Origin of the sequence: Pseudoalteromonas sp., assembly GCF_041629635.1 — a bacterium.
GTDB lineage: Bacteria > Pseudomonadota > Gammaproteobacteria > Enterobacterales > Alteromonadaceae > Pseudoalteromonas.
Map to the genome: position 1 here is coordinate 1 of NZ_JBFKMX010000082.1, position 16371 is coordinate 16371.

The following is a 16371-nucleotide window of genomic DNA, read 5'->3' on the forward strand; positions in this document are numbered from 1 at the left end:
AGTGTTGCGTTTGCTTCTTTAAGCAGTGGTTTGCCACCGCGTAATAATTCGAGATTAGAAATTTGGATCATGTACTAACAGCAATTTGAAAACTTTTCTTGCGCTAGTATATCAAGTAATCAGTGTTGTTTGTTAAAATCGGGCTATCAACATTGGGAATAATTGAAAACTATGAAACAGAAAAAACGTTTTATTGCAGGTGCAACTTGTCCTGAATGTAAAAAGCAAGACACTATGATGCTTTATAAAGAAATGGATGTTGAGAAAGTTGAATGTGTTGAATGTGGTCACACAATGACGCAGGCTGAAGGTCAAGTGCAGGCGTCTACGCGCCAGTTCGAGCAAGTTATAGGTGTATTTAAGCCTGAGTAATCAGGCTTAAATAGGTTAGAGCGTTTTAGTAATGTGGTGGGGGCGTTTCGAGCTCTTGACTGACTACCGAAGATGGTTTCATCTCTTTTAACTTTTCGCCTACCAGTTCAATTTGACGAGACATTTTAGCCATTGCAAGTTGGTGCTGCTTTAGCTCGTCATTCAAAATATCAATTGTTTCATCTTGGTACGCAACTTTCATTTCAAGCTCGGTAATACGCGCTTCAAGACTATTTATTTGTTCATTTGCCATGTTTCAGATAAACCGTTAGAACTTTCACTAATTATGGTGTCATTATCGCTAAAAGCGATGTCATATACTACTGCTGATTTAGGGCGTGAGTCTTGGCGAGGTGCTACCTGCCAAGTTTTGAGTTGTTTACCACTCGATGTATCCCATAAGGCAATAGTACGAGCCGGTGAACCGGTAACAAGCAATGATGTGTCTTTATTAAAACGCACAGCACTAAATACTTTTTGCCTTGCATGAAATTGCAAATTAGCAATTTGAGAACCGTTTTGCAGGTCCCAAATGCTTGCTTGTTTTTTGCTGTCTGCAGTAAATGCTTTACGCCCTTCGCGATCAAGAGCCACTTGAGTAACGCGACTTGGGTGCGTAAAACGGTGGATTACTTGTGCACTGCGAGTATCCCAAAGGTAAGCTGTGTAATCGTTGGCCCCAGTAAGCGCGTAATAACCATTCGGAGATAAATCAACCGCATTCACTTTTTCTGTATGGCCTAAAAATTCAATACGTCGGCCACTGTTTAAATCTACGTGAATGACTTTGCCATCGCCACGACCATAAAGTACATAGCGACCATTGTTGCTAATAGCGATATCACGAATACTGGACTCTTGGATTTTCCAAAATCCGATGTTTTCGCCACTTTCTAAACTCCAAACTGCAAAATTAGTGCGATCGGCGGTCACAGCGAACTTATCATCATCACTGATGTCTATAGCCAGCACAAGGTTATCGGTATCTTGCTGGTGGCTCCACTGGTAAAGCAGTGCGTTATCATTTAGGTTCCATACTGATATGCCATGATTAATCGATGAGGTGATTGCTAAGGTACCGTTGTTATTTAATGCTGCGGCATAACTGCCTTGCACAGCATGTTCTTGGGCATTATTAGGTATTACGTTCGAGTTATCACAGGCCGTTAAGGTGAGGAGCATGAAAAGTATCAATATTAGGCTATTTGGCTTCATTTTTAATCTAATTTTCCTTAACTCTTGGGCTATGAGAGGTTAGACTAGGACGAGTTTTGAGAACAAGGTAGTTACAGATAATTATTATCGGCGTTGTCTCAAGTATGCGTCTTTGCCGTCATTTTTGTGTTTTACATTGATGTTTGTCAGCCTATCATGTAACTCATTTAATTTTAACTTAGATAATTGTAGATAAAAGGCATTTTATTTGCCGGAGAAAAAAATGAAAAAAGTATTTAAACTTTCATTTGTTGCTGCATCAGTGCTTGCGCTTGCTGCATGTAACAAAGAAGCTCCTAAAGCTGAAGTGAAACTAGAGACCGAAGTACAAAAACAAGCATATGGTCTTGGCGCTTCAATTGGTGACTTTTTAAAGAAAGACCTTGAAGGCAAAACTGAAATGGGTTTTGTGTTAGACAAAAAGTTAATCATTGCAGGTCTAGAAGAATCACTAGCTGGTAATTCAAAGTTAACTGAAGAAGAAATTAAAGAGCTTCTAACAAAACTAAATACTGACTTTGCTGAAAAGCAGCAGGCTGCAGCACAAGCAAAAGCAGAAGAAGTTAAAGCGCAAGGCGTTGCTTTCTTAGCTGAAAATGCAAAGAAAGAAGGCGTAGTAACGACAGATTCTGGTCTACAGTATGAAGTACTATCACAGGGTGAAGGTAAAAAGCCTTTAGCAACAGATACTGTTGAAGTGCACTATAAAGGCACATTGATTGACGGGACTGAGTTCGATAGCTCTTACTCGCACGGTGAGCCAATTACTTTCCCACTAAATCGTGTAATTAAAGGTTGGACTGAAGGTGTTCAGCTAATGGCTGAAGGTTCAAAATTCAAGTTTTTCATCCCTTCAGAACTTGCATATGGTGAGCGTGACCTTGGTAAGATCCCTGCTAATTCAACGCTTATTTTTGAAGTTGAGCTTTTAAAAGTGGTTCAGCCTGAAGCTGAAAAAGAAGCTGCATCTGAATAATTTTTAAAATAAATGTTATTTTTTAAGCCACCTTATTAGGTGGCTTTTTTATTTGCATTTGTAGAATTATTGCTCTAAATTAAACCGACTAATCAGTCGGTTTTGTGTATTTAACACTAGGATGCAATATGAGCTCGCCTATTCTTGATAAAATAGATACTGCTGAAGATGTGCAATCTTCACAGAGTTTTTTGGAACAGCTAAATGCTGCTTTTGCACAGTTGAAGTTGGCTTATAATGCTAATAAACAACCTTCCTATTCAGAGCGTAAGCAAGTAATCCTAGAATTAAAGTCAGCACTTTTAGCAAATAGAGAACAACTGCTTAGTGCACTTAATGCAGACTATGGTAAACGGCCAAATTTCGACAGCTTAATGGCGGATATATTACCGAGCGTACAGCATCTAAATTACACTTTAAAACACCTCAAATCTTGGTTAAAACCAGAGAGGCGGCGTGCAGGGCTATTGTTGGCACCATCATCTATTTATGTTTATAAACAAGCAAAAGGTGTAGTAGGGGTCGTTGTGCCCTGGAACTTCCCTGTGTTTTTAAGTATTGGCCCTATTGTTACTGCGCTTGCTGCAGGTAATAAAGTAATGGTTAAGCTCAGCGAATATACGCCGCATACAAATTCGATTATCAGAAAAATTTTTAATTCATTGCAAGACAGTGTGGTGGTGATTGAAGGCGGACCAGAGGTTGCATCTGAATTTACTCAATTACCGTTTGACCATGTTTTTTTCACAGGTTCAACAAGTGTAGGCAAGTTGGTTGCTAAATCTTGCGCAGAGCGTTTGGTACCAACAACATTAGAGCTTGGCGGCAAATCGCCAGTAGTGATAACTGCAAATGCTAATTTAGAACAAGCGGCTGATGCAATTATTTTAGGTAAATCAGTCAACGCAGGGCAAATTTGTGTCGCCCCAGATTATGTTCTTATAGAGAGAGTTCAACTTCAAGCATTTTGCCAAGCTTATCTAACTCGTTTTGCGGCACTTTATGATCATCAAAAATTTAGCGAGGAATATGGCGCGATAATCAATGAGGCGCAGTTTGTTCGTTTGCAGTCAATGCTCGAAGATGCAAAAGCAAAAGGAGCTGATGTATTTGCGCCAATAGGCTATGAGATTGATGTTAAAAATAGGGTAATACCACCACAATTATTAACCAACGTTGATGATACTATGGAGGTTTGCAAATCAGAGATTTTTGGCCCCCTATTACCTGTACTGGTGTACGACGAAGTTACGAATGCGATTGATTATATTAACAGTAAAGAAAGGCCTCTGGCGCTTTACATAATGTCGCAAGATACGTCAGAGGTAGAAGCTATATTAGAGCAAACACACAGTGGTGGCGTTTGTGTTAATGATACCTTGATGCATGTAGGCGCTGATGATGCTCCATTTGGTGGCATTGGAGAGTCAGGTTTAGGTAATTACCATGGCCCTGAAGGATTTGATACGTTTTGTCATAAACGAACTGTTTTAAAAACGCCGCTGTGGCTTCCCCGAGTGAAACTTATTTTACAATCTAAAAAGCTAGCTTTATCGCTGCTTTCAAAGTTGTTTGTTCGTTAAATGGCTATATCAAAGAAACAAAAGTTACTGGATGCAGCGTTAGTCTTGTTTGTTGAGCAAGGTATATCGGAAACATCGACGGCTAGTATTACCAAGCATGCAGGGGTGGCGACTGGCACTTTGTTTCATCACTTTGCAAATAAAAAAGAGCTGGTGGAAGCCCTTTATTTATATTTAAAAGAAGCTTTGGTTACAGATTTAGCCTTGTCGGGTGCAATTGAAAGTAGCGAGCAAGCACTAGTTTTATGGCGAAAAGTAATAACTTGGGGGTTAACAAATCCAGAAAAAATGGCATTTTTTGGTATTTATTACTCTAGTCCTTGGGTGGATCCGTCATTTAAAAGCAGTGTGTTAAACAATGTGTTTTCTTTTTTAATCGTATTTATCGAAAAGCAAAAAGCTGTAGGTGCATTTATTAATTTACCAACAGATTATATTGCGATGCATATTCAGCAAAGTTTGTTAAATACAGTGAACTATCTGATTGAACACAATTTGAATGCTAACAGTGAGTTGGTTGATCTTAGCTTTAATACCTGCTTATTTGGTTTACAGCATCAAATAAACAAAAAGGCGTAATTTACGCCTTTTTTAATCTGTGTGATGCGTATACAAATTTTCGATTAGTTCGTCTTCGAGCTCAAAACGTTGTTCTAACGCTTGACCTAGAGTTGATAAATCTTCATCAAAATTAGGTAGTAAGCTGTCTTCCTTCGCATTAGCGTAATCATCATTAAAGCTCAATGCGATATCAGTCGATGCTGATATTTGCGGATAAAGTGATTGAGCTAACTTTAGACTATTTGGGCCTTTTTCAGCACAAGCTTTCACTAGATTGTCATAAATTTCAAAATGACCAGCAGAGAGGTAATCCATTAAGATCTGACAAAATTCAAGGATTTCATTTTTCTTAGGTAGTGCTTGGTCGCTTCGTTCATAGGGAGGTAAGCCTGCAAGTTTGCAATAAATTACAAGTAACTCCTGGCGCTCTTGCAACCAGCTATCAATGGCTGAGTGTGAGCCGCCCCATTCTTGTTTCGCTTTTTCTAAACTCTTAAGCATAAATTGTGTCCCTTTACTTCAAACTAATTTCTATAACAATGAAATCTGGCGGAAAGATCAACTAATTTTTAACATTTTTGATACTGATAATTGTAACTATTTAATAATAAAGAGAATTGTGGATATACTGATTTGTGATTATAAGCGGAGTTTAAGGTTTAAAAGTGCATATAAAAGAAAAACCACCCAGAGGGTGGTTATAAAACTTTTTCAGACTTGATTGATTCAAGTTCTTATTTTTGTATTCTTTTTATAACAAATTGCTTTCATTTTAACAACATTAATTATTGCGAAATGAGAGGTTAAATACAAAATACACTTAAAAAGCGAAATAAATACCTTTTTAGTGTGGTAGGGCTTGATCTTTCGCATAGTTACTTGGCGTTCATAATGATACAATTCTGCCAGTTATAATTTTTAGGTTTTACACTAACATGAGTGAATTAAAGAACGATCGTTATTTACGTGCGCTATTAAAGCAACCAGTTGACCAAACACCTGTATGGATGATGCGTCAAGCTGGACGTTATTTACCAGAATATCGAGCTACGAGAGCGCAAGCTGGTGACTTTATGAGCTTATGTAAAAATGCAGAGTTAGCATGTGAAGTAACACTGCAACCACTGCGTCGCTACCCATTAGATGCGGCAATTCTTTTTAGTGATATTTTAACTATTCCAGATGCGATGGGATTAGGCCTTTACTTCGAAACCGGTGAAGGTCCAAAATTTGAACGCCCAATCCAATCAATGGCAGATGTTGTTAACTTACCGATTCCTGATCCAGAAGATGAATTGGGTTATGTAATGAATGCTGTAAGAACTATTCGCCGTGAACTTAATGGTGAAGTTCCGTTAATCGGTTTCTCTGGCTCGCCATGGACGCTAGCGACTTATATGATTGAAGGTGGCAGTAGCAAAACATTTGGCAAGATTAAGAAAATGGCTTTCTCTGAGCCTGAAATCTTACATATGCTACTAGATAAACTAGCAGATTCTGTAATCAGTTATTTAAATGCACAGATTAAAGCGGGTGCACAATCCCTAATGGTATTTGACTCTTGGGGTGGTGTGTTATCGCCACGTGACTATAACGAGTTCTCATTAACTTATATGCAGAAAATCGTGGATGGCTTGATCCGTGAATATGATGGTCGCAAAGTACCAGTAACGCTATTTACTAAAAATGGTGGTTTAAACTTAGAAGCAATTGCAGCGACAGGCTGTGACGCGGTTGGTTTAGATTGGACTGTAGATATTGCTGATGCGCGTCGCCGTATTGGTGATAAAGTAGCGCTGCAAGGTAATATGGATCCTGCAATGTTACATGGCACACCTGAGCGCATCCGACAAGAAGTACAACGTATTCTAGAAGGTTATGGTAACGGCTCTGGCCATGTATTCAACTTAGGTCATGGTATTACGCCAGATGTTGACCCTGAAAATGCAGGTGTTTTCATCAACTCGGTTGGTGAACTAAGTAAACAGTACCACAACAATTAATTTAAGAGCCTTGCATCCGCAAGGCTTTTTTCTTTATGGCGAATTACAACGATATTATTTGGCCCGGCAGCGTAGCTAAGGCCAAAGAAATTCAACAGCAGCTAGCCAAGCAAGTAGTTATCTCATCTTTTCAAGGTGATATAAAGTACATCGCTGGTATTGATGTCGCATTTCCAAACAGTGGTAAAACAACCCGAGCAGCGGTTGTTTTGCTGGAATATCCATCGCTTCGTTTAGTAGAACAAGTTGTCCATGAATCGCCAACAGTAATTCCTTATATCCCAGGCGTTTTAAGCTTTCGAGAAGGTGAGGTTGTATTAAAGGCATTAGAAAAACTTGTAAAGCGTCCTGATTTATTGATGTTTGATGGTCAAGGAGTAGCGCACCCTTTAGGTCTTGGTATTGCTAGCCATGTTGGTGTGGTACTCAATATGCCAACTATTGGTATCGCAAAAAGTTGTTTGATAGGTGATTATAACGAGCCTGAACAGTTTAAGGGGGCTACGACTGATTTAGTTGTGCGAGGCCAGCACTGTGGATATGTGGTGCGCTCAAGAACAAATGTAAAAGCGCTCTTTATCTCGCCTGGGCATCTGATAACAAAAGAGCAAGCGTTATCGCTTGCTCTTGAGTGTATTACTAAGTTTCGCTTACCTGAACCAACAAGGCTTGCAGACAAGCTTAGTAAGAGTCTGTAGTTCTGTCTGCCATCATTGAAGCTTCACTTAATTCGATAAGCTTAATGTAGTTTTGTGCAGGCCAACTACGGTTATTCGCTTCATTAAGCGCTTGTTGCAGCATTAATTGACCTTCTTGAACACGACCAAGCTCTGAATGTGCCGAACCTAGCACAGACAATAAGACAGGGTGATTGTTATCTATTGCACGAGCAAGTTCAGCGTACTTGATAGCACTTTGTGCATCACGAAGTTCAGCAACATCCGAAAACGCGAGTAAGCGTGAATACTCAATCATTGCTGGAAGATACTGGTTATGAGCTGCTGTTTTTAAAATTTTCGCTGCTGTGTGTACATCATAATGAATGCTACTGTAATTCAGCATAGTCATGGCTAATTGATACTGAGCACGCTCGTTACCAGATTCAGAGGCAAGTTCTAACCAATTAAATGCTTTTTCTTCATCAGGTTGGCAGCCTTCGCCATTTGAGAAGCAATGCATTAATCTCATTTGTGCATCATGGTTGCCATTAATAGCAGCTTTATAATACCAATCAATATGTTCATTTTCTGATGATTTCTCAATAACACCATGCTCAAGCATTAAGGCATAACGATTTTGCGCAACGCTATTTCCTTTATTGGCAAGTGCGAGAAGTTTTTCTTTGTATTCGTCTAACGAACGCTGAAATTCACGGTTTACCTTGCTGTTATCAGAGCCGAGTGTAAATGAAGTTACTAAATCGAAAATACGACGAGGTTCCCCTGTTGGGCTGATATCAGGCTCAAACTTCCATTCATTTACTGCTTCTAATGCAAGCTCATCAATAATACCTTTTGGAAATGATGCAAGAATACGACTATCTTCAACGACCCCACTTTCGTTGACATTATAACCAATAGTTACCCAAGCTTTTGAACCTGAACGTGTATTGTTGTCAATATCAGGTTCAACACGTTCAATTATTTTTGCACGTTCCGGGAAAAAGTTAGTGTGTTTTGCAATAGGTGCATAACGTAAGTCATGAAGCTGCTTACCATACATCGCTTTTAACTCAATGTAGGTTTCTTTCGCTTCGCGGCGAGATGGCACTTCTTTACGTAAACTACGGTATTTTTCTTGCGCTTGAGGATGGCCGTAATCTTTAGCTATAAGATACCAAGCATAAGCTTTATTAATATCTTTTTCGATACCCTGACCATTGAGATAGGCTGTTGCAAGATCAAATTGTGCATTCACATGCCCTAATTTTGCAATCTTGTTTAATTCAGCTACATATTTCTCAACATTTCCCTGTTTTTCATAATATTTAGCAGTCGAATAATCCGCAAAACAGCTTACAGAAAACAAAGATAGCGCTGAGGCAAGTAATAGAGTGGGGTTTTTCATACTTAACAGCCTATTATTATTGTTTTAGGTTATTAAGTTTACAATAATTTTACACGATCACAAGCGTTAGTTTAAAAAATCGGCACTTTATGTGAAGGTTTGTAATAAGCTCGTCATAAAGTGCCATTTCGCTTTATTTAATCAAGCGATTCAAACCATTAAGCGCAGCTACTCGGTAAGCTTCTGCCATTGTTGGGTAGTTAAATGTGGTATTAACAAAGTATTCTATGTTGTTGCCGCCATTTTTTTGCTCCATTACTGCCTGACCAATGTGGATGATTTCCGCAGCACGCTCACCAAACACATGAATACCTAAAATTTCTTTGGTTTCAATGTGGAATAGTATTTTTAAACTACCTACTTCGGTGCCTGCAATTTGTGCACGCGCCAGGTGTTTAAATTGAGCTCGGCCAACTTCATATGGCACTTTAGCAGCGGTAAGTTCTTGTTCAGAACGACCAACAGAGCTAATTTCTGGAATGGTATAAATACCACTTGGAATATCGCGGATCAGCTTTTTATTACATTCGCCGGTGGTAATTGCATCTGCAGCAATACGGCCTTGATCAAATGCGGCACTGGCAAGGCTTGGGTAACCAATTACGTCGCCAACAGCATAGACGTTATCGACTTCTGTTTGGTAATTTTCATTCACTTTTAAATTACCACGACTATCAGATGTTAACCCAATCGCCGATAAATTTAGTTTGTCTGTGTTACCTGTACGACCATTTGCAAAGAGTAAACAATCGGCTTGCATTTTTTTGCCAGATTGCATGTGAACTATAACGCAATCATCACGTGTTTCTACTTTCTTAAACTCTTCATTATGACGAATTAAAATACCACTGTTCCAAAAGTGGTAGCTAAGTGAGTCAGATGTTTCGGCATCAAGAAAAGCGAGAAGGCGATCACGTGTATTAATTAAATCAACTTTGGCGCCTAAGCCGCGAAAAATAGAAGCGTATTCACAGCCAATGACACCTGCACCATAAATAATGATATGACGTGGGTCGTGCTTAAGCCCTAAAATTGTATCACTGTCATAAACACGCTTGTGATTGAAGTCAATTTCAGCAGGTCGATATGGGCGCGAACCTGTAGCAATTACTATGGTCTGTGCCGTTAAAGTTTCCTGACTGCCGTCGTCTTTTTGAATTGAAATGGTGTGGTTATCAACAAAGCTTGCTTCGCCATGAATAAGCGTAATGCGATTTCGGTCATAAAAGCTGGTACGCAGATTGACCTGTTTTGAAATCACATTACTCGCATGATCTAAAATATCAGGGTAGGTCATGCGCTCTCTGTGAGCTTGAGAATTAAATAGCGGGTTTGAGTTAAACTCGATTAAGCGACTAACTGAATGACGCAGTGCTTTTGAAGGAATTGTGCCCCAGTGCGCACAACCGCCACCTACTTTAGGTTGTTTTTCAACAACAGCAACTCGCTTACCGCTTTTGGCAAGATTCATTGCTGTACCTTCACCACCTGGGCCAGTACCTATGATTATGGCGTCGTAATCATACTGTTTTTTTATCGCTTGTTTCTTTGTCACAGAGAGTGTTCCTTTAACTAGTTTGTTGCGAGCCCTTTTATTAAGGCTTTATTTAACGCTAACCAATGCTGTTGTTGGTTAATTAAAGACGCTTTTATTTCATTATACTGCTTTTTAAGCTGTGATTGCTCGCATTGCTTGATCACTTTATTTTTACGCATCTCTAATAGACGCTTTCTTACCTTATAATAGTGCTGCAATTTACTTAATAACAACTCATACTCATTTTGCAATTTATCTAGTTGCTTATGACTAGCTTCTTTTTTAAGTAATGTTTGCTTAGTTCGCTCCATTAACGTTGCAGCTTTAGCTCGCTCGATTATCTCTTGCGGTGTTTTACGTAACTTAGAAGCCAGCCCAACTAATGAAAGCGATTTTATCAACCATTTTGTCGGATCGTAATGCCACCATCGGATACCATTACGATAATCAGAAGCAAAAATATGATGGAAATTATGGTAGCCCTCGCCATAAGTTAAAAGTGCTAAAAAGCCATTATCTCTGGCAGTATTAGATTCTGTATATGGGCGAGAACCCCAAATATGTGCCAGTGAATTTATGAAAAAGGTAAAGTGTTGGCTCAGTACCAAGCGCAGTAATCCAGCTAGTAACAACATTCCCCATACATTGCCAAATAGCAAACCAAGTAATAATGGAATACCGAAGTTAGTGATAAGAGTAAGAGCAAGGTAGTGTTTGTGCTGCCACATCACAATACGGTTTTTTTGTAAATCGCGACAGTTTGAATAATCGGTATATCGATATGCTTGGTACTCACGCAGCATCCAGCCAATATGGCTGTACCAAAAGCCTCGAGTCGCTGCATAAGGGTCTTTATCTGGGTCATCAACCTTACTATGATGCAAGCGGTGATCAGAGCTCCAATGTAAAGCGCTATTTTGAACAGAAAAAGCACCACCAATAGCAAAAATAAATTCAACGACAGGATGTGATTCGTAGGTTTTGTGGGCCCATAAGCGATGATAGCCTGCGGTTATCGACAGTCCGCAGTAAAACATACAAGCAACAAACGCAATCCAATTTGAAGTGCTGAAGCCATAGGTAAATCCATACCATGGAACAAGGGTTATTGCTGCTAGAAAGGTGATGGTAAAAAAGAGGGTATTAAGCCAAATAATGGGTGGTTTTTTCATACATAAAATCTCAGCGTACACTTGTACGCTAAAATAGTTTTATATCGCTTTTTTATCAAGTGAAATCGACAAAATTCATAAATAATTTTTCTGTGTTAAACTGCATGCAAAATTTATGGGGGATGTATGTCGGGTATTCGTGCACAACAAAAAGAAAAGACGAGACAAGCGTTAATCGATGCAGCGTTTAATCAATTGAGTGCTGAGCATAGCTTTTCTAATTTAAGCTTGCGCGAAGTTGCTCGTGAGGCAGGGATTGCGCCAACATCTTTTTATCGTCACTTTAAAGACATGAATGAACTAGGTTTAACCTTAGTTGATGAAGCTGGCTTAATGTTGCGCCAGTTAATGCGTCAAGCGCGTCGACGTATCGAAAGTGGCGGCAGTATTATTAATATCTCTGTACTAACCTTTATGGAGTTTATTGATCAGTCGAGTAACCAATTTCGATTACTATTGCGTGAGCGCTCAGGTACGTCTAAAGCATTTAGGGCAGCTGTTGCCCGTGAGATTAAGCACTTTATTTTAGAGCTTGCTCATTATTTAGAAAATGAAACAGGATGCGATGCGAATCATGCATACATTCAAGCTGAAGCCATGGTGACTCTGGTATTTAATGCGGGAGCTGAGGCGCTTGATTTAACTAAGCCACAACGAGATCAGCTTACCGAACGAATTATTTGGCAGTTGCGTTATATTGCCAAAGGGGCTTCAAGTTATACCAAAGAAAAAAAAGCAGCTAAATAGCTGCTTTTTTTATTTACGCGTTAAAAACACACCCGATTCAATATGGTGGGTATATGGAAATTGGTCAAAAATAGCAAATCGCTCAATGTTATGCGTTTCTGTTAATTGTTGGAGATCTCGTTCTAGCGTATCTGGGTTACATGAAATATAAATAATATTGTCATAGCCCTGCACTAAGTTTGTGGTGTCTTTATCTAAACCAGCACGTGGTGGGTCAACTAAAATGCTTTGGCAGTTGTAACTTTTTAAATCAATTCCATTTAAGCGAGAAAATTCTTTTTCACCGTTCATCGCGATGGTGAATTCTTCACTCGACATGCGAATAATATCGAGGTTATCGACTTTATTTTCAGCGATATTAAATTGTGCTGATTTTACAGACGATTTAGAAATTTCAGTTGCCAGCACGCGATTGAAGCTTGGGGCTAATGCAATTGAGAAGTTGCCATTGCCGCAATAAAGTTCAAGTAAATCATTTTCAAGCGGTTTTGATACGTCAATTGCCCATTCAAGCATTTGCTCATTTAATTTAGCGTTTGGTTGGGTAAAGCTATTTTCAACTTGCTGATAAACAAGCTCGCGATTATCCACATTGAGCTTTTCAATCACATACTCTTCACCAAGGACAATTTTTTGCTTGCGAGCGCGGCCAATGAAATCGATGTTAAATTCTTTACTTAACTCAGCTTTAAGCTTAGTTACTTCGTTAAGCCATTCATCATCAAGTTGCTTATGATAAATCAGACTTACTAAGATTTGACCGCTTAGCGTAGATAGGTAATCGATTTGAAATAACTTTCTGCGCAAAATTTCATTTGGCTTTAAGCATTCCAACAAGCGTGGCATTAACTCGCAAATAAGCGGAGCTGCAGGATCAAACTGATCAACTCTTATTTTTTCTTTTGTTTCGGGATCAAACATAATATGAAATAAATCTTCATCTTCATGCCATACGCGAAACTCAGCACGTTGTCTGTAATGTTTAGGTGCAGATGCAAATACTTCTAACTCTGGTGCATTAAATTGTGCGAATTGTTGGCTAATACGCTGTGCTTTTTCCGAAAGTTGCTCATCGTATTGTGAAGTATCTATTTGAATTACAGGCATATGCTTTTTAACCTCATGTTTGCGAGTCGCGCTATTTTAGGGTGTGGTTTTTCTTTGTCCAGTTTTAGCATAGAAAAAATGTGACATACTTACTTTAATAAAAGTTAAATTCTGACCGTTAAATCTAACAATTAATACTTAAGTTGCTCACTATTTGGCCGATAAGTAGACATTCAGAAATGGAGGCAATGATTATGAAAGTGGGTGGATTGGGGTATCAACCCGAAAACAAGTATGGTTTCTCTCAACAGAAACCAAATGAAATAGCACAAAATGCGTCAGCTAAAGACGTATTTACAATGTCGCAGCGACTAACGATTGCAAGTCAGGTCTCTTATCAAAAGATGATCGGAGCGATGCCATTTGAAAGTAAAGTGGAACCTACCAAACCTGAAGATCTATTTAATTTTGAAGAGATCGCAAAAAATGTTTTATCGTTTGTAAAAGGCGCTATTTTAGGTGCTAAGGCCGATGGTGCTGATAATAACAAGCTAACGAGTATGTTCGAGCAAGCCCGCAAAGGGGTAGAGCAAGGTATTGGTGAAGCGGTTGAAGAGCTGAAAGACAGTGACCTCTACAACGATGAAATTGAACAAGGCATTGAAAAAAGCCGAGAGTTAATCTTTGATGGATTGGACGAATTTGAACAATCAATCTTCAACCCTGAAAAAGAAGCATCAGCACTTACTGGATTTAATGGCCAAAATTATTATCAATTGGATAATGGCGCCAGTTATGAAATTAAAACCGCAGAAGGCGATGTAATTAAGCTTACTTATAATAGCGCGTTCAATTCATCAGAGCAGTTATCATATAGTAAAACTGAAGACGGTGAATCATTAAGTTATGCTTCTTCTCAGTCTAGTTCAGAGGCTTATTCATTTTCAGTAGAAGGTGATTTAAATGAAGATGAAATTGCTGCGATCAATGATTTGATGTCAGATTTGCAAAAAGTAAGCAATGAATTTTTCAATGGTTCACTTGATGAAGCGTTTGAACAAGCTAAAAAATTGAATCTGGACTCTGCTCAGTTAGTTTCAATGTCGATGAACTTACAGCAAACAGAAGTAAGAGCGAGTGTTAGAGAATATCAAACAGCACAACCAGGTAGAGAAATAGCAAAACAGTTCGAACCTATTAATGAAGGGTTAGAAGAAAGCTATGAAAAAGCCAAGCCGCTTAATATTGAAAGTCAGTTGGTGCAGTTACTAACATGGCTTAATCAACGACAAGCGAGTAAAGAAAGCTTATTAGATTACAGCACTAGCTTTTTTGAACAGCTTAATAATAAGCAAGAAAAAGCAAAGTAAGCATAGCTTACCTTGAGAATTAGAAAATATATGGCAAACTACCCGAGTTAATAACATATTAGGTCAGGTAGTTTGGCAAAACATATTGTAGTTTTTGATTCTGGTATTGGTGGCACATCGGTACTTGAACACATTCAAAACAAAATACCACATGCCAAGCTTAGTTATCTTATGGATAATAAGTACCTTCCTTATGGTGAGCTGTCCTTTGAATTTCTAACACAAAGAATTACAAGCTTACTCAGCCATTTTATAACTCTAATCGAGCCAGTTGATTTGTTGGTCATTGCCTGTAATACAGCAAGTACCCAAACACTCGACATTTTAAGGCAGCATTTCAACTTTCCAATTGTGGGTGTCGTGCCAGCTATCAAACCCGCCGCAGAGAAAACGCTTTCTAAAAAAATTGGTGTATTAGCGACACCAGCGACAGTTGCAAACGAATATACGGCAAGTCTTGTTAAAAATTTTGCAGCTTCTTGCAGTGTGTCTTTATATGGTTCAAGTCAGCTTGTGAAATTAGCCGAGCAAAAGTTTTGGAAAAATGATCTAGACTCAAAACAACTTGAGCAAGAGTTAAATACTTTATATATAGATAAAGAAATCGATCAATTAGTATTGGGCTGTACACACTTTCCAATTATTGCTGAAGAAATCAAACTGCATATCAACCCTCAAACAACGTTATTGGATTCAGGTGAAGCAATTGCAAATCGTGTGATTAGTTTACTGGGGGAGAATGTAATGGCTTTGGATAATAAAAAGCAGCCTGTTAGCTATTTTGCCACGGCTGCTTTTAAACAGACAAAATTACCAATAACGGTAATTACTAATTAGCACTACCTTCCATAGCACCATTCTCGTCAGATTTTTGCTTCGCTTCACGTACTTTTAAAGTACGTTGCTGAAACTCTTTATCGTTTAGTGCAGAAATAATTTTATCAGCGTCTTTCTCAGCTACCTCGACAAAGCCAAAGCCACGTCGTTTACCTGTATGCTTATCCTTTAATAAGCGAACTGAGAAGATCTTCCCGTGCTGCTCAAATAAATCTCTAACAACCGCTTCGTTTGCTTTATAAGGTAAATTACCCACATAAAGAGATTTGCTTGCTTCTTTTTCTTCTGTTGCCCCATTAGCAGAGAAAGTTGCAATAACACCACCAATGAAAATACCAATGGCAATAGCTAAAGATGAACTTGTAAGTACTGATGATAATGCAAACTGAGCTACTGCGTAGCCAATAAGAGATACGATAAAAATTATTATTAATGATTTTTGTTGCGATGAACTCATTTTAAAGATTCCGAATTACACAAATTAAACATAAAATTAACAAATGTTCATGCTTATCTTATCTTACTTTAATGACAAGGCAATAATAACAGCGCAATAAAGGGTGAAATTTATTTAAGTTAAGTTTAAAAAGCCCCTTGAATGATATAAAACGTACAAAAATAGACTGTTTTGTATATATTTCGCCCGAACGATCCAAAAAACTAAAAAAAGTTTGAAATAGGGGTTGATCCAAATTCGGATCTCTCTATAATGCGCCTCCACCAACACGGGGAACGACGCAGCATAGCAGCGAATCACGAGTTGGTTGAGTCAAGTAAAACTAAGTTTTGAAAGTTTTTAAAAATAATCAAAATTAAGTGTTGACAAAAAAATAGGAAAGCGTAACATACGCAGCCCTAACAGCGACAAAGCGTCGCGGCAAACA

At 38.6% G+C, this 16371-nt stretch carries 17 protein-coding genes; 9 read left to right on the top strand and 8 right to left on the bottom strand.

Translation table 11 applies throughout. The features are described from left to right. Positions 1-171 precede the first annotated feature (171 nt). Positions 172-372: a YheV family putative zinc ribbon protein gene (locus ABYD77_RS12215; protein ID WP_010562181.1), complete on the top strand. Its 201-nt coding sequence runs from the start codon at positions 172-174 to the stop codon at positions 370-372. A gap of 25 nt (positions 373-397) precedes the next feature. On the opposite strand, the gene ABYD77_RS12220 is transcribed toward ABYD77_RS12215, so the two are convergent. Next, positions 398-610, bottom strand: coding sequence for a SlyX family protein (locus ABYD77_RS12220; RefSeq protein WP_372770279.1), 213 nt, complete (start codon positions 608-610; stop codon positions 398-400). Continuing rightward, positions 607-1587, bottom strand: a complete 981-nt coding sequence (locus ABYD77_RS12225; protein ID WP_372770252.1) for a WD40 repeat domain-containing protein — start codon at positions 1585-1587, stop codon at positions 607-609. Before ABYD77_RS12225 ends, ABYD77_RS12220 begins: the two co-directional genes overlap by 4 nt. A 223-nt stretch (positions 1588-1810) precedes the next feature. Here ABYD77_RS12225 and fkpA point away from each other — a divergent pair, with 223 nt between their 5' ends. The 3 genes from fkpA to ABYD77_RS12240 all read left to right on the top strand — a co-directional run bounded on the left by fkpA (position 1811) and on the right by ABYD77_RS12240 (position 4725). Then, positions 1811-2563, top strand: a complete 753-nt coding sequence (gene fkpA, locus ABYD77_RS12230) for an FKBP-type peptidyl-prolyl cis-trans isomerase (RefSeq protein WP_372770254.1) — start codon at positions 1811-1813, stop codon at positions 2561-2563. 128 nt (positions 2564-2691) lie between these two features. Next, positions 2692-4146, top strand: coding sequence for a coniferyl aldehyde dehydrogenase (locus tag ABYD77_RS12235; RefSeq protein ID WP_372770256.1), 1455 nt, complete (start codon positions 2692-2694; stop codon positions 4144-4146). Next, complete coding sequence (locus tag ABYD77_RS12240; RefSeq protein ID WP_372770258.1) at positions 4147-4725, top strand: TetR/AcrR family transcriptional regulator; 579 nt, start codon at positions 4147-4149, stop codon at positions 4723-4725. It abuts the gene before it with no gap. Positions 4726-4737: 12 nt separating this feature from the next. Here ABYD77_RS12240 and rsd read toward each other — a convergent pair whose 3' ends face one another. Then, the gene (rsd, locus tag ABYD77_RS12245) at positions 4738-5208 is read right to left on the bottom strand and encodes a sigma D regulator (RefSeq protein ID WP_372770260.1); all 471 of its coding nucleotides are present in this window, start codon (positions 5206-5208) and stop codon (positions 4738-4740) included. 434 nt (positions 5209-5642) lie between these two features. Between rsd and hemE the strand changes: the two genes are divergently transcribed. Further along, positions 5643-6710, top strand: coding sequence for a uroporphyrinogen decarboxylase (gene hemE, locus ABYD77_RS12250; protein WP_372770262.1), 1068 nt, complete (start codon positions 5643-5645; stop codon positions 6708-6710). Between the two features lie 35 nt (positions 6711-6745). Then, positions 6746-7408: a deoxyribonuclease V gene (nfi, locus tag ABYD77_RS12255; RefSeq protein ID WP_372770264.1), complete on the top strand. Its 663-nt coding sequence runs from the start codon at positions 6746-6748 to the stop codon at positions 7406-7408. On the opposite strand, the gene ABYD77_RS12260 is transcribed toward nfi, so the two are convergent. From ABYD77_RS12260 to ABYD77_RS12270, 3 genes are all read right to left on the bottom strand, one after another. Further along, complete coding sequence (locus ABYD77_RS12260; protein WP_372770266.1) at positions 7392-8777, bottom strand: TonB family protein; 1386 nt, start codon at positions 8775-8777, stop codon at positions 7392-7394. The two genes, nfi and ABYD77_RS12260, sit on opposite strands and share 17 nt — an antisense overlap. Before the next feature lie 133 nt (positions 8778-8910). After that, positions 8911-10332, bottom strand: coding sequence for a Si-specific NAD(P)(+) transhydrogenase (gene sthA / locus ABYD77_RS12265; RefSeq protein WP_372770268.1), 1422 nt, complete (start codon positions 10330-10332; stop codon positions 8911-8913). A gap of 17 nt (positions 10333-10349) precedes the next feature. Continuing rightward, a complete protein-coding gene (locus ABYD77_RS12270; RefSeq protein ID WP_372770270.1) occupies positions 10350-11486 on the bottom strand; it encodes a fatty acid desaturase in 1137 nt (378 codons plus the stop codon). Between the two features lie 126 nt (positions 11487-11612). Here ABYD77_RS12270 and fabR point away from each other — a divergent pair, with 126 nt between their 5' ends. Further along, a complete protein-coding gene (gene fabR / locus ABYD77_RS12275) occupies positions 11613-12233 on the top strand; it encodes an HTH-type transcriptional repressor FabR (RefSeq protein WP_274763650.1) in 621 nt (206 codons plus the stop codon). 9 nt (positions 12234-12242) lie between these two features. Here the strand turns inward: fabR and trmA are convergent, their stop codons facing one another. Then, complete coding sequence (trmA, locus tag ABYD77_RS12280) at positions 12243-13340, bottom strand: tRNA (uridine(54)-C5)-methyltransferase TrmA (RefSeq protein WP_372770272.1); 1098 nt, start codon at positions 13338-13340, stop codon at positions 12243-12245. Positions 13341-13534: 194 nt separating this feature from the next. On the opposite strand from trmA, the gene ABYD77_RS12285 reads away from it, so the two are divergent. Together ABYD77_RS12285 and murI are read left to right on the top strand one after the other, a co-directional pair. Next, complete coding sequence (locus ABYD77_RS12285; RefSeq protein WP_372770274.1) at positions 13535-14650, top strand: DUF5610 domain-containing protein; 1116 nt, start codon at positions 13535-13537, stop codon at positions 14648-14650. A gap of 72 nt (positions 14651-14722) precedes the next feature. Next, the gene (gene murI / locus ABYD77_RS12290) at positions 14723-15487 is read left to right on the top strand and encodes a glutamate racemase (RefSeq protein ID WP_372770276.1); all 765 of its coding nucleotides are present in this window, start codon (positions 14723-14725) and stop codon (positions 15485-15487) included. Here the strand turns inward: murI and ABYD77_RS12295 are convergent. Next, positions 15480-15944: an RNA recognition motif domain-containing protein gene (locus ABYD77_RS12295; protein ID WP_372770277.1), complete on the bottom strand. Its 465-nt coding sequence runs from the start codon at positions 15942-15944 to the stop codon at positions 15480-15482. The two genes, murI and ABYD77_RS12295, sit on opposite strands and share 8 nt — an antisense overlap. Between the last annotated feature and the right edge of the window lie 427 nt (positions 15945-16371).